Consider the following 12,258-nt stretch of genomic DNA (forward strand, 5'->3'; position numbering starts at 1 on the left):
TAAAATTCCTTATTGTACTAATTCAGGCAGCTCAAATATTGTTTTGACAACTGAGTTATAAATTTTATGTAGCTGTCTTTGTCCAATACAATGCCACTCCCTAATGGGTCAAGTGTCCCGATCTTCACACCGGTATCTTTTGCTATGGCATGAATGACGGCAGGCCTGAATTGAGGTTCAGCAAAAACACATCTTGCTTTCTGTTCAACCAATTGTGTTCGTATATAGTGTAATCTTTGCGCCCCGGGCTGTATTTCAGGATTAACAGTGAAAACCCCTAGCGAAGACAATTTATAATGTTTTTCAAAATAACTGTATGCATCATGAAAAACAAAATATTCCTGCTTTTGTACAGGCTTTAAAATACTAGCAATATTCTTATCAGATTCTATAAGCTGTCCATTGAATTTACGTAGGTTTACTTCTAGTTGCTGTTTTTGTTGAGGGTAACGCTCAACAAGTCGATTATATATTGCCTGAGCGGCTTTCTCTGCAACCTCGGGAGAAAGCCAAATATGCATATTATATTCACCGTGATGATGATGTTTGTGATCAGTTTCATGTTTATGCTGATGCGATTCACCTAAATCATTATTATCACCACTATTTTTCAATAACAGTGGTTTTATAGTAGATAATTCAGCCAGTACCAGTTGTTTATTACTGTCTATTCTAGAAATTGGTTTTGCCAGAAAGGTTTCCATATCTGGGCCAATCCAAACCATTAAATCAGCTTGATTGATTTTTCTGATATCCAGAGGCCGTAAAGCATAATCATGTGGAGATGCACCATCAGGTAAAAGCACTTGAGTACCTGTTACACCATCAGCAATAGCGGCGGCAATAAAACCTAGCGGACGAATAGATGTAACAACATCTGCCTGCGCAGCGTTGTTCACTCCAGCCATCAGACCAGTCACTAATGCGATTTTGTGAAAAAATTTATGCACGTATTTCTGTGGTTTGTGTAACATAATATGAATATTCCATGCAGTAATTTGAGGTTTGTTATATTATAACATTTCAATGTTTCTGCAAGACACTTTTAACATGCCAACTATGATTACCCTAAAAAATGTTACGGTTGAGTTTGGTAACCGCAAAGTATTAAACAATATTTCTTTCACTCTCAAACAAGGCAAAATCCTGACACTGATTGGTCCAAATGGAGCCGGAAAATCAACGTTGGTTCGTGTTGTCCTTGGTTTAGTTCCCCCTACTTCAGGGATTATCGAACACAACCAAACGCTGAAAATTGGTTATGTTCCGCAAAAACTTAGCCTTGACCCCACACTTCCCCTGACTGTTAAGCGTTTTATGATGCTAAGACCTAATGTAAAATCGGCAGATATCATACCGGTGTTAGACCGGGTCAAAGCAGCCCATTTATTAGATCAGCCGATGCAAAAGCTATCAGGCGGAGAAACTCAACGAGTTTTGCTTGCCAGAGCGTTGCTCAACCACCCTCAACTTCTGGTACTTGATGAACCAACACAAGGCGTAGATGTCAACGGCCAGCTGGCACTCTATGATTTAATTAATCAAATCAGAACTGAGCTTAATTCCGCTGTACTTATGGTATCCCATGACCTGCATTTAGTGATGGCGAAAACAGACGAAGTTTTATGCCTTAATCAACATATTTGCTGCTCTGGTACCCCGGAAGTGGTGTCTATGCATCCAGAATTCATTGCCATGTTTGGCCGTCATGGTGCCGAGCAACTGGCAGTCTACCGACATCACCATAATCATCATCATGATCTGAGAGGAAAAATTATTTTGAAAAATGGTGGAGAACCACGTCGATGATTGAACTATTACTTCCCGGCTGGTTAGCCGGTATTTTATTGGCAATTGCCGCAGGGCCTCTTGGTTCTTTTGTCGTCTGGCGCAGAATGTCCTACTTTGGTGATACATTAGCACACGCATCACTACTGGGTGTCGCGTTTGGCTTCTTACTGAATGTGAATCCTTTTTATGCCGTTATTGCCGTCACATTGATATTAGCCATTCTTTTAGTCTGGCTGGAAAAACGTCCTCAGCTGGCAGTTGATACATTGCTGGGCATTCTGGCTCACAGTGCCTTATCTCTGGGTTTAGTTGTTGTCAGCTTTATGACCAGTGTACGGGTCGATATGATGGCCTATTTATTTGGCGATTTATTGTCTGTCACTTATGAAGATCTTTGGCTGATTGCAACAGGTGTTGCGATTGTTACCGGATTGCTGACACGGCAATGGCGTGCGCTGTTATCAATGACAGTTAGCCAAGATCTAGCTTTTGTTGATGGGATTAAAATTCAGCGCCTGCGGGTTCTATTGATGTTAGTGACAGCATTGACCATTGGTCTGGCGATGAAATTTGTCGGGGCGTTGATCATCACTTCCCTACTGATTATCCCGGCTGCCACCGCACGCCGATTCTCTCGCACACCAGAACAAATGGCTGTTTTTGCTATTATTGTCGGTATGCTTTCTGTCACGGGAGGGTTAACATTATCCGCATTCTATAATACCCCTGCCGGGCCTTCGGTAGTGCTTTGTGCGGCAATGTTATTTGCGTTGAGTTTAACGTGTAAGGCAAGAAGCTGATTATTGGTAAAATAATCTAAAGATTGACTACCTCCCATCCCATGGGCCGGTAGTCTGTTTTCACCATATGCCCGAAAGTACAGATGCAACAATCTCTATCACTTTTTCTTTATTTTGATCAATAAAGAAATGATCTCCTGATACAACCTGTACCGTTAAGTCTTCACTGGTTAATTCTGACCAAGCATAAAGTTCAATCGGTTTAACATCTGGATCAGCATCCCCATTTAAAACTGTTATCGGGCTTTTCAGGACAAATCGCTCTGGTTGGTAGATTTCAGCCATTTTGAAATTCTAAACCCAAAAGAGACGATTTTTTATATTTGATAATAGTTATCCATGTATGGATTATAGAGAAGGTCATACAGAGATTTTTCTTGTTGGGCGAGAAATTAGAGTCACTCCAGTCGATTACGCAACAGTTATTGAACCTTTCATGGGGAGATTTAACGACCCATCCCCTGCTTAGCTACCAGCCAGCACTTCAAAAAACTGAACTGGTATATTGCCATAGTAGTGGCTTATACGCTCTCTTTACTTAACCCAAAATGTCGGTAAGCATGATTGGTTGCCATTCGCCCTCTTGGTGTGCGTTGAATAAATCCTTGTTGGATCAGGAAAGGTTCTAAAACATCTTCTATGGTTTCTCTTTCTTCACCAATCGCCGCCGCCAAGTTATCCACCCCAACGGGACCACCCATAAACTTATCAATTATGGCAATCAACAATTTACGGTCAAGGTAATCAAACCCTGCCGAATCCACATTCAGCATATCAAGAGCCTGAGCCGCAATATCGTTATTCACAGTTCCATCGCCCTTGACCTGAGCAAAATCACGTACCCGACGTAATAAGCGGTTGGTTATACGGGGAGTGCCCCGTGAACGCATTGCGATTTGTCTTGCTCCATCGTCCGAGACACTCAACCCCATATAATGGGCACTTCGGGAAACAATACTCTGTAAATCATCAACATTGTAAAACTCAAGGCGTTGCACAATACCGAATCGATCACGCAGCGGTGAAGTTAAGGAACCGGCACGGGTCGTTGCACCAATCAGTGTAAACGGAGGAAGATCAATCTTAATCGAACGGGCAGCCGGCCCTTCCCCAATCATGATATCCAGTTGGTAATCTTCCATCGCAGGATAGAGAATCTCTTCAACAACCGGCGATAAACGGTGGATTTCATCAATGAATAGAACATCGTGAGGTTCCAGGTTGGTCAGCATGGCAGCGAGATCCCCCGCCTTTTCCAGCACCGGGCCAGATGTTGTTCGGAGATTAACGCCCATTTCATTCGCTACGATATTTGCCAATGTGGTTTTGCCCAATCCAGGGGGACCAAAAATCAATAAATGATCCAGTGCATCCCCACGTTGCCGCGCCGCCTGAATAAAGATTTCCATCTGCTCACAAACATGAGGCTGCCCAACATATTCAGATAGAAATTTTGGCCGAATAGCGCGATCAATGGCTTCATCATCTTGCAGAACTTCTGCTGAAACCAGACGGTCAGCTTCAATCATCACTTAACTCCTGCGATTATAGAACTGCACGAAGCGCTTCACGAATTAGCGTTTCACAATCTGCACCCGGTTTAGCCACTTTACCCACCATCCGGCTGGCTTCTTGCGGTTTATATCCCAGAGAAACTAGTGCGGCGGAAGCTTCTGCTTCAATATCAGCATCAGAATTCGCTTGTTTGGTGGCAGCAGGCAAACTAATGTCACTACTTTGGCTAAACAGATCGCCATTAAGCCCTTTAAAGCGATCTTTCATTTCGACCACCAACCTTTCAGCGGTTTTTTTACCCACTCCCGGTAATTTAACCAATGAAGCAATAGCTTCCTGTTCAATAGCCGTAACAAATTGCTGAGCAGACATGCCAGACAGGATAGCCAGAGCCAATTTCGGCCCAACACCATTTACTTTAATTAATTCACGAAAAAGAGCGCGTTCTTGTTTGTCATTAAAGCCGTATAATAACTGGGCATCTTCACGCACAATAAATTGCGTAAATAAAATAGCTTCTTGCCCAATTTCAGGCAGTTCATAAAAACAGGTCATTGGCATATGAACTTCATAACCGATACCATTAGTTTCCAATAACACCAACGGTGGCTGTTTTTCCAACACGGTTCCTCTCAAACGCCCTATCACTGTTTACCCCCTGAAAATAAAAATAAATCGTTCCGCTAGCTTATAGCACAAAAAAGGCTGGACGTATATCCAGCCTCGCTCATTTCAGACGGCCCCGCGTTAAATTTAATCGTGCATCTCCGACCCGTAGCAAATTTTGACTAAGATGACAATGTGTAATAGCGATAGCCAACGCATCGGCGGCATCAGCCTGCGGATTGGCAGACAATTTCAACATTGAACGAACCATATGCTGGATCTGGCTTTTTTCGGCTGCCCCTGTACCCACTACCGTTTGTTTAACCTGACGGGCAGCATACTCAAATACCGGAACAGATTGGTTAGCCGCAGCTACAATCGCCACACCACGTGCTTGCCCCAATTTCAAAGCTGAATCTGGATTTTTTGCCATGAAAACCTGTTCTATTGCAAAGGCATCAGGCTGGAATTGAGTGATGATTTCGGTAACGCCTGCATAAATCCTCTGTAAACGACTGGGTAAGTCATCTACTTTTGTTCGGATACAACCGCTACCAAGATAAATAAGTTGTCGTCCCTGCTGGCGGATAACGCCATACCCTGTGACTCTGGAACCGGGATCAATACCAAGAATAATCGCCATATCGAACTGTTCGCCTAGATATGTGCCTAAGATATGGGATAAAACGTTAGAGAAAGTACTTTGATATTAGAAGCACTTTCTCTACGCTGTGAACCCTGAAATTAATTACAGCAATGCTGCAATTTCATCAGAGATTTCACCATTATGGTAAACTTCTTGAACATCGTCAGAATCTTCAAGCATATCGATCAGACGAAGTAATTTAGGCGCAGTTTCCGCATCCAGTTCTGCTTTGGTGGATGGGATCATAGATACTTCTGCGGAATCCGATTTGAAGCCCGCTGCATCCAGTGCATCCTTAACGTCACCAAACGTTTCTGGTGTAGTATAGACGTCAATCGCACCATCATCATAAGTTTCAACATCATCAGCACCTGCTTCCAATGCTGCTTCCATCACCAGATCTTCATCCAGGCCCGGAGCGTAGGAAATTACCCCTTTTTTGGTGAACAAATAAGAAACAGAACCATCTGTACCCAAGTTACCGCCGGTTTTGGTGAACGCATGACGAACTTCAGAAACAGTGCGATTGCGGTTATCACTCAGACACTCAACCATCACCGCTGTACCACCCGGGCCATAGCCTTCATAAATGATGGTTTCCATGTTATCTGCATCATCGCTGCCAACACCACGGGCAATCGCGCGATTTAAGGTATCGCGAGTCATGTTATTAGACAGTGCCTTATCGATGGCGGCACGCAAACGTGGGTTAGACGTTGGATCTCCCCCCCCCAGACGCGCAGCCGTCACCAATTCACGGATAACTTTGGTAAAAATCTTACCGCGTTTTGCATCCTGTGCTGCTTTGCGGTGTTTCGTATTGGCCCATTTACTATGACCTGCCATGAAAATATCTCCGATAAAACGTCTATACCCATCATTTTTCAAATTGCAGCTTAGTAGATAGACTGCACCTTAAAATTTATTGGAAACAATAGACTAAATAACAAATTCTTCAATTGCCTGCCGATTGCTCCATGACTTGGTCAATTCAGCAGCTTCTTCAGCCACCAGCCATTGATAAGCCAGATGTTCAGTCAGCAGGATCATTCGCTCTTCAGGTAATGCCAGCGAGAACCAATGTTCTTTATTGCGTGTCACTCCTGATGCATATCTATGTCTTAAGTGCGGGAAAATCTCATAATAGAGACTGCGTTGGCAATCTATCAGCTCAATATCTTCCTTGGTAACATCAATGCCAATCTCTTCCTGAACTTCACGCAACGCCGCCTCCAATGGTTTTTCTCCCTCTTCGAGGCTACCTGTTACGGACTGCCAGAATTCGGGATCATCACGTCGCTGTAACATCAGCACCCTTTTGCTGTCAAAGGCATAAATCATAACCAATACAGATTCAGGGCGCTTGTAAGCCATTATTCGCTCTCTTTTTTAATAACTGAAATTGCCAGTTCTTTCAATGATGCCGGATTTGCGAAACTTGGTGCATCAGTCATCAGACATGCCGCTGCTGTTGTTTTCGGGAAAGCGATTACATCACGGATATTATCGGTACTGGTCAACAACATGACGAGACGATCCAGACCGAAAGCCAAACCTGCATGTGGAGGTGTGCCATATTTCAGGGCGTTCAGCAAGAAACCGAATTTTTCCTGTTGCTCCTGCTCGTTGATGCCCAGAATTCGGAATACTGTCTGCTGCATTTCATTGCGATGAATACGAACAGAACCACCACCTACTTCGTAGCCATTGATAACCATGTCATAAGCGTTCGCAATAGCTGATTCTGGGTTGCTTTCCAATTCAGGGGCCGACATATCATACGGAGATGTAAATGGGTGGTGCATTGCCGTCAAACCACCTTCTCCATTGTCTTCAAACATTGGGAAATCAACGACCCAGAGCGGTTTCCAACTTGCCAGATCTGTAATGTTCAGATCACGGCCCAGTTTCAGACGCAATGCGCCCATTGCATCGGTAACCACATTTTTCTTGTCAGAACCGAAGAACAGAATATCGCCATCCTGTGCATTTGTGCGGGACAATAAACCTTCAACCACCTCAGCGGACAGGAATTTGGCAACCGGGCTTTGTACTCCTTCCAGACCGGCAGCACGGTTGTTAACTTTCATCCATGCCAGACCTTTCGCACCATAGATACCAACAAATTTGCCATATTCATCAATCTGCTTACGGCTTAATTCTGCACCACCCGGAACACAAATGGTGGCAACGCGGCCTTTTGGATTGTTTGCCGGTTCTGCGAAAACAGAAAACTCAACATCTTTAACCAGATCTGCAACATCCACCAGTTCCAATGGGTTACGCAGGTCTGGTTTATCCGAACCGAAGCGACGCATGGCTTCTTCGAATGTCATGATTGGGAAGTTGCCCAAATCAACACCACGTACTTCCTGCCACAGTTCACGGATCATTTTTTCCATAATTTCGCGAACTTGTTCGGCCGTCATAAACGAGGTTTCAACGTCGATTTGAGTGAATTCTGGTTGACGATCTGCACGCAGGTCTTCATCACGGAAGCATTTCACAATCTGGTAATAACGGTCAAAACCGGACATCATCAATAATTGTTTGAAAAGCTGCGGAGACTGAGGCAGTGCATAAAATTCACCTTTATGGACACGGCTTGGCACTAAATAGTCACGAGCCCCCTCAGGTGTTGCCTTGGTCAGCATAGGTGTTTCCACATCAAGGAAACCAGCATCATCCATGAAACGACGAACAAAACTGGTGATTTTTGCACGAGTCTTCAAACGTTGTGACATTTCTGGACGACGCAGGTCGAGATAGCGATACTTCAGACGCTGTTCTTCGCTGTTGTTCTGATTGCTATCCAGTGGCAATGGCTCTGACCGATTGAAAATCATCAGACTTTCCGCAAAAATTTCAACTTCGCCGGTTGCCATTTCTTTATTGATTTGGCTGTCAGGGCGTGCACGCACAATCCCTGTAATTTGAATACAAAATTCATTACGCAGTTCAGAAGCCTGAGCAAAAGCCTCTTTCTGGTCTGGGTCAAAGAATACCTGAACGATACCTTCGCGATCTCGCATATCAATAAAGATCAAACCGCCCAAATCACGACGACGGTTTACCCACCCACAAAGGGTCACTTTTTGGCCTTCATGGGATCGGCTCAACTGCCCACAATAATTAGTACGCATACAATATCCTTTTACTCAGCTCGTTATGCTTTCTGCTGCGGAAATTTTGGCATTATTCTTCTTAGGAAGAATTGTCAAAAAAGGCAGCCATTATACTGGAAATTCTGACCGGAGATAAGGCTATAACATCGTTCTTACTAAGACAATTTTTTGCTACCAGATAACATTCACCGCATTTATCATTAAATACTATGATTTATAGCGACAGTTTTCTTTTTGGGGTTTATCATCATCTGGCCGTTTTTGGATTAGGCAATGGAGTTAAAAATGGTTAGCTCGCTTTATATTGTATTGGGCGCACTATTATTGATTAAGCTGTCTCTGGATGTAGTCAAATTAAGAACGCAATATCGGATAGCCTATGGCGATGGCGGTTTTTACGAATTGCAAACAGCCATCCGGGTTCATGGTAATGCTGTTGAATATATCCCAATTTCAATGCTGTTATTAATCATGATGGAGATGAATGGAGCAGCCGTCTGGATGCTACATATTTGTGGATTGGTGCTGCTTTCAGGTAGAGTTTTGCACTACTTTGGCCTGCGTCATCGCGAAATACACCGGCGGCGTATGGGCATGGCCGCAACATATATCTCAATGATAATAATGATTATCACCAATATTTATTATTTGCCGTGGGAGCAAATCTTCTCTCTATATATCTAATGCTCACCATGTATGCGCCTATATCCCATTGATTTCAGATAAAGTGTATAAGCCATACATATCCATGCCAACTACAAAAAATTGTGATGCCATGACATCACAAAATTCTATCATTACCCAAGGCGGTATTACTGCCGCCAGAGGGTTTCTGCTGATCCCTTCTTTCTGCCCTTTCCTGCATCCTGCATTCTGCTAGAATAACCGCTTCTTATTGTTTCCAAAATCAATGCTGTTATGTCAAATCAAGATCCTCATAATCAACGGGATAGCCTGTTATCCACTCCCATTGCCAATTTAGGTGACTGGAGTTTCGACGAACGTGTAGCCGAAGTTTTTCCTGATATGGTGAAACGCTCCATTCCCGGTTATTCCAATATCATTTCCATGATAGGTATGCTGGCAGATCGTTTTGTCACGCCAAACAGTCAAATTTATGATCTCGGCTGTTCACTTGGTGCAGCCACATTATCGATCCGCCGTGCTATCAGTACTAATGATAATCCTGACAGCCATACAAATGGTTGCCGTATTATCGCAGTCGATAACTCGCCGGCAATGATAGAACGTTGCCGGCGTCATATTGACTCTTTCAAGGCCAGAATCCCCGTTGAGGTAATCGAACAAAACATTCTTGATACCGACATTAAAAATGCATCCGTAGTTGTGCTGAATTTCACATTACAATTCTTGCATCCTGATGATCGCCAAAAAATGTTGGATAATATTTATACAGGATTAAAGCCCGGAGGTGTTCTGGTTCTGTCTGAAAAATTCAATTTTGAAGATGAGCACATTGGCGAATTACTGTTCAATATGCACTATGATTTCAAACGAGCCAACGGTTACAGCGAACTGGAGGTCAGCCAAAAACGCAGTATGCTGGAAAACGTTATGCGGACAGATTCCGTTGAAACCCATAAAGCACGTCTCAAAAAAGCCGGATTCCAGCATGTTGAAGTCTGGTTCCAATGCTTTAATTTTGGTTCATTACTGGCAATAAAAGGGACTGAACAATGATCGATTTCGGTAACTTTTATCAATTGATTGCCAAAAACCACCTGAATCATTGGCTGGAATGTCTGCCTGCACAATTAAACCATTGGCAAAAAGCTTCATTGCACGGTCAGTTCAGTTCATGGGTAAAAGTGCTAGAAAGATTGCCTGAAATTAAACCGACTCAGATTGATCTGAAAAATGGTGTCATCGCTCTCCATGAACCAGAACTGTCAAACGGTGAAAAAGCCCGTATTCACAATATCCTGAAAATATTTATGCCATGGCGTAAAGGGCCTTTTTCTCTGTATGGCGTTGAAATTGATACCGAATGGCGCTCTGATTTGAAATGGGATCGGGTTCAGCCCCATATTTCGCCTTTAAAAGACAAAACTGTACTTGATGTCGGCTGTGGCAGCGGTTACCACATGTGGCGCATGGTGGGTGAAGGTGCACAGTTAGTTGTTGGCATCGATCCAACCCAACTCTTTCTTTGTCAATTTGAAGCCGTCAGAAAATTGCTGGGTAACGACCAACGCGCACATCTTCTGCCCTTGGGTATTGAACAATTACCGGAACTAAAAGCCTTTGATACTGTATTTTCAATGGGAGTACTCTATCATCGCCGTTCTCCACTCGATCACCTATGGCAACTGAAAAACCAACTACTCTCCGGTGGTGAACTCATTTTAGAAAGTTTAGTGGTCGAAGGTGATGAATACCAATGCCTCATTCCCGGTGAACGTTATGCACAAATGCGGAATGTCTACTTTATTCCATCAGCTCAAATGCTGAAAGTCTGGTTGGAAAAATGTGGTTTTGTGGATGTAAGGATTGTCGATCAGGCACTCACGACACCAGATGAACAACGTCAGACAAAATGGATGAAAACTGAATCGCTAACTGATTTCCTTGACCCTGACGATCAGAATAAAACAGTTGAAGGCTACCCTGCGCCACTACGTGCTGTCCTTATTGCCCGCAAGCCATGATGCCATAATATTGATTGTGAACTGCTCATTTTGGCAGTTCACATCCTCAGGAACTAACCCAAATAAAACCGTATCCCGCAGTCCTCAAACTACAACCTGAAAACGAACGGGGCAAATGCTATCTTTTCCGTTGAATCAAGCTAATCACTCCCTGCATAGACTCAACTAGCTGACCATCAACACAATAGTGGGAATATTCATCGACATCGCAATCATCTGAACTCATCGTTACCCCAGCTTTCCGGTATTTCATCGAAGAAGGCTTAAGTTGACCTGCCGAACTGTGAACTTCCGTCATACCAAATTCCAGAAATTTACTGACGTTACTTACCCTGACTCCCGCACCCGGCATAATAATGGGTCCCTGACTGGCTTGAACCAGCTCTTTCAACAGGGGTAACCCCATTTCAGCATTTTGCTGCTGGCCTGAAGTTAAAATACGCTTTACACCGAGTTCTGTCAGTTGTTCCAGAGCGACATGTGGATCAAAGCACATATCAAAAGCACGATGAAAAGTAACCTCCATATTCCCTGACAACGACATCAATTGTCTCATCCGAAGTCGATCGATATGACCCACTTCATTCAAAATACCAAAGACAACGCCCGGAAATCCCATATCCCGGAGATAGGCGACATCATTTTTCATGACTTCAAAATCAATGTTGTTGTAACAGAAATCGCCCCCTCTTGGCCGTACAATCGGATGTACGGGAATAGATATCTGCTGTATAGCTTGCCGCAATGCTCCTGAGCTAGGAGTCAAACCACCTTCCGGCGGGCTTGCACACAATTCAATGCGATCAGCGCCTGCTTTTTGCGCAATCAAAGCACAATTTACGCTATAACAGCAAATTTCCAGCGTTATCATTAAAAGCCCCTCATTATAGCTTCGCAACAGACCATTTATACCCTTCCTTCTTCAATCGACTGATTTATTGCCCCTTATTGATTGGCTATTCTGCAACTCGAAATCTATTAGATATATCTGTTCCCAAAATCATTATGAAATTAATGATAATGAGATTGTGTGAAAAACAATAGTTATAAAACAATGAGTTAAATGAAACATCGGACTTGAAAATTAAAATATAGGTATTTATACA

Annotated in this window: 15 protein-coding genes; 6 read left to right on the top strand and 9 right to left on the bottom strand. The window is 43.4% G+C overall.

What is annotated here, in order from left to right; translation table 11 throughout:
- Nucleotides 1-17 precede the first annotated feature (17 nt).
- Nucleotides 18-974 (bottom strand): zinc ABC transporter substrate-binding protein ZnuA, encoded by a 957-nt coding sequence (gene znuA / locus AC5JQI_RS10120; protein WP_493912058.1) that lies wholly within the window; start codon nucleotides 972-974, stop codon nucleotides 18-20.
- Nucleotides 975-1,050: 76 nt separating this feature from the next.
- Here znuA and znuC point away from each other — a divergent pair, with 76 nt between their 5' ends.
- Together znuC and znuB are read left to right on the top strand one after the other, a co-directional pair.
- A complete protein-coding gene (gene znuC, locus AC5JQI_RS10125; RefSeq protein WP_493912059.1) occupies nucleotides 1,051-1,809 on the top strand; it encodes a zinc ABC transporter ATP-binding protein ZnuC in 759 nt (252 codons plus the stop codon).
- Nucleotides 1,806-2,591, top strand: coding sequence for a zinc ABC transporter permease subunit ZnuB (gene znuB, locus AC5JQI_RS10130; RefSeq protein WP_493912060.1), 786 nt, complete (start codon nucleotides 1,806-1,808; stop codon nucleotides 2,589-2,591). The genes znuC and znuB overlap by 4 nt, the downstream gene beginning before the upstream one ends.
- A gap of 60 nt (nucleotides 2,592-2,651) precedes the next feature.
- Here the strand turns inward: znuB and AC5JQI_RS10135 are convergent, their stop codons facing one another.
- The 7 genes from AC5JQI_RS10135 to aspS all read right to left on the bottom strand — a co-directional run bounded on the left by AC5JQI_RS10135 (nucleotide 2,652) and on the right by aspS (nucleotide 8,501).
- On the bottom strand, nucleotides 2,652-2,876 hold the full coding sequence (locus tag AC5JQI_RS10135; RefSeq protein WP_493912061.1) for a thioesterase II family protein: 225 nt from the start codon (nucleotides 2,874-2,876) through the stop codon (nucleotides 2,652-2,654).
- Between the two features lie 236 nt (nucleotides 2,877-3,112).
- Complete coding sequence (gene ruvB / locus AC5JQI_RS10140; RefSeq protein ID WP_237386412.1) at nucleotides 3,113-4,120, bottom strand: Holliday junction branch migration DNA helicase RuvB; 1,008 nt, start codon at nucleotides 4,118-4,120, stop codon at nucleotides 3,113-3,115.
- Between the two features lie 16 nt (nucleotides 4,121-4,136).
- Nucleotides 4,137-4,754, bottom strand: coding sequence for a Holliday junction branch migration protein RuvA (ruvA, locus tag AC5JQI_RS10145; protein ID WP_493912062.1), 618 nt, complete (start codon nucleotides 4,752-4,754; stop codon nucleotides 4,137-4,139).
- A gap of 79 nt (nucleotides 4,755-4,833) precedes the next feature.
- Nucleotides 4,834-5,355, bottom strand: a complete 522-nt coding sequence (ruvC, locus tag AC5JQI_RS10150) for a crossover junction endodeoxyribonuclease RuvC (RefSeq protein WP_237386414.1) — start codon at nucleotides 5,353-5,355, stop codon at nucleotides 4,834-4,836.
- Between the two features lie 105 nt (nucleotides 5,356-5,460).
- The gene (locus AC5JQI_RS10155) at nucleotides 5,461-6,204 is read right to left on the bottom strand and encodes a YebC/PmpR family DNA-binding transcriptional regulator (RefSeq protein ID WP_493912063.1); all 744 of its coding nucleotides are present in this window, start codon (nucleotides 6,202-6,204) and stop codon (nucleotides 5,461-5,463) included.
- A 93-nt stretch (nucleotides 6,205-6,297) separates the two neighbouring features.
- Complete coding sequence (nudB, locus tag AC5JQI_RS10160; RefSeq protein WP_493912064.1) at nucleotides 6,298-6,732, bottom strand: dihydroneopterin triphosphate diphosphatase; 435 nt, start codon at nucleotides 6,730-6,732, stop codon at nucleotides 6,298-6,300.
- Nucleotides 6,732-8,501 (bottom strand): aspartate--tRNA ligase, encoded by a 1,770-nt coding sequence (aspS, locus tag AC5JQI_RS10165; RefSeq protein ID WP_493912065.1) that lies wholly within the window; start codon nucleotides 8,499-8,501, stop codon nucleotides 6,732-6,734. The genes nudB and aspS overlap by 1 nt, the downstream gene beginning before the upstream one ends.
- 267 nt (nucleotides 8,502-8,768) lie before the next feature.
- On the opposite strand from aspS, the gene AC5JQI_RS10170 reads away from it, so the two are divergent.
- The 4 genes from AC5JQI_RS10170 to cmoB all read left to right on the top strand — a co-directional run bounded on the left by AC5JQI_RS10170 (nucleotide 8,769) and on the right by cmoB (nucleotide 11,152).
- On the top strand, nucleotides 8,769-9,167 hold the full coding sequence (locus AC5JQI_RS10170) for an MAPEG family protein (RefSeq protein WP_323853996.1): 399 nt from the start codon (nucleotides 8,769-8,771) through the stop codon (nucleotides 9,165-9,167).
- A 64-nt stretch (nucleotides 9,168-9,231) separates the two neighbouring features.
- Nucleotides 9,232-9,363, top strand: a complete 132-nt coding sequence (locus AC5JQI_RS10175; protein ID WP_493912066.1) for a hypothetical protein — start codon at nucleotides 9,232-9,234, stop codon at nucleotides 9,361-9,363.
- Between the two features lie 38 nt (nucleotides 9,364-9,401).
- A complete protein-coding gene (gene cmoA, locus AC5JQI_RS10180; protein WP_237386419.1) occupies nucleotides 9,402-10,184 on the top strand; it encodes a carboxy-S-adenosyl-L-methionine synthase CmoA in 783 nt (260 codons plus the stop codon).
- Entirely contained in the window at nucleotides 10,181-11,152 is a 972-nt protein-coding gene (gene cmoB, locus AC5JQI_RS10185) for a tRNA 5-methoxyuridine(34)/uridine 5-oxyacetic acid(34) synthase CmoB (protein WP_493912067.1), read from the top strand. The genes cmoA and cmoB overlap by 4 nt, the downstream gene beginning before the upstream one ends.
- A 118-nt stretch (nucleotides 11,153-11,270) precedes the next feature.
- Here cmoB and cutC read toward each other — a convergent pair whose 3' ends face one another.
- On the bottom strand, nucleotides 11,271-12,023 hold the full coding sequence (gene cutC / locus AC5JQI_RS10190; protein WP_493912068.1) for a copper homeostasis protein CutC: 753 nt from the start codon (nucleotides 12,021-12,023) through the stop codon (nucleotides 11,271-11,273).
- Between the last annotated feature and the right edge of the window lie 235 nt (nucleotides 12,024-12,258).

Source organism: Xenorhabdus sp. XBWT (assembly GCF_059072735.1).

Bases quoted from the DNA above. Each gene is read 5' to 3' on its own strand.
- ruvB (WP_237386412.1), bottom strand. From the start codon at position 4,120: ATGATTGAAGCTGACCGTCTGGTTTCAGCAGAAGTTCTGCAAGATGAT.
- AC5JQI_RS10175 (WP_493912066.1), top strand. From the start codon at position 9,232: ATGCCAACTACAAAAAATTGTGATGCCATGACATCACAAAATTCTATC.
- AC5JQI_RS10135 (WP_493912061.1), bottom strand. From the start codon at position 2,876: ATGGCTGAAATCTACCAACCAGAGCGATTTGTCCTGAAAAGCCCGATA.
- AC5JQI_RS10155 (WP_493912063.1), bottom strand. From the start codon at position 6,204: ATGGCAGGTCATAGTAAATGGGCCAATACGAAACACCGCAAAGCAGCA.
- znuB (WP_493912060.1), top strand. From the start codon at position 1,806: ATGATTGAACTATTACTTCCCGGCTGGTTAGCCGGTATTTTATTGGCA.
- cutC (WP_493912068.1), bottom strand. From the start codon at position 12,023: ATGATAACGCTGGAAATTTGCTGTTATAGCGTAAATTGTGCTTTGATT.
- aspS (WP_493912065.1), bottom strand. From the start codon at position 8,501: ATGCGTACTAATTATTGTGGGCAGTTGAGCCGATCCCATGAAGGCCAA.
- ruvC (WP_237386414.1), bottom strand. From the start codon at position 5,355: ATGGCGATTATTCTTGGTATTGATCCCGGTTCCAGAGTCACAGGGTAT.
- nudB (WP_493912064.1), bottom strand. From the start codon at position 6,732: ATGGCTTACAAGCGCCCTGAATCTGTATTGGTTATGATTTATGCCTTT.
- cmoA (WP_237386419.1), top strand. From the start codon at position 9,402: ATGTCAAATCAAGATCCTCATAATCAACGGGATAGCCTGTTATCCACT.
- znuC (WP_493912059.1), top strand. From the start codon at position 1,051: ATGCCAACTATGATTACCCTAAAAAATGTTACGGTTGAGTTTGGTAAC.
- znuA (WP_493912058.1), bottom strand. From the start codon at position 974: ATGTTACACAAACCACAGAAATACGTGCATAAATTTTTTCACAAAATC.
- cmoB (WP_493912067.1), top strand. From the start codon at position 10,181: ATGATCGATTTCGGTAACTTTTATCAATTGATTGCCAAAAACCACCTG.
- AC5JQI_RS10170 (WP_323853996.1), top strand. From the start codon at position 8,769: ATGGTTAGCTCGCTTTATATTGTATTGGGCGCACTATTATTGATTAAG.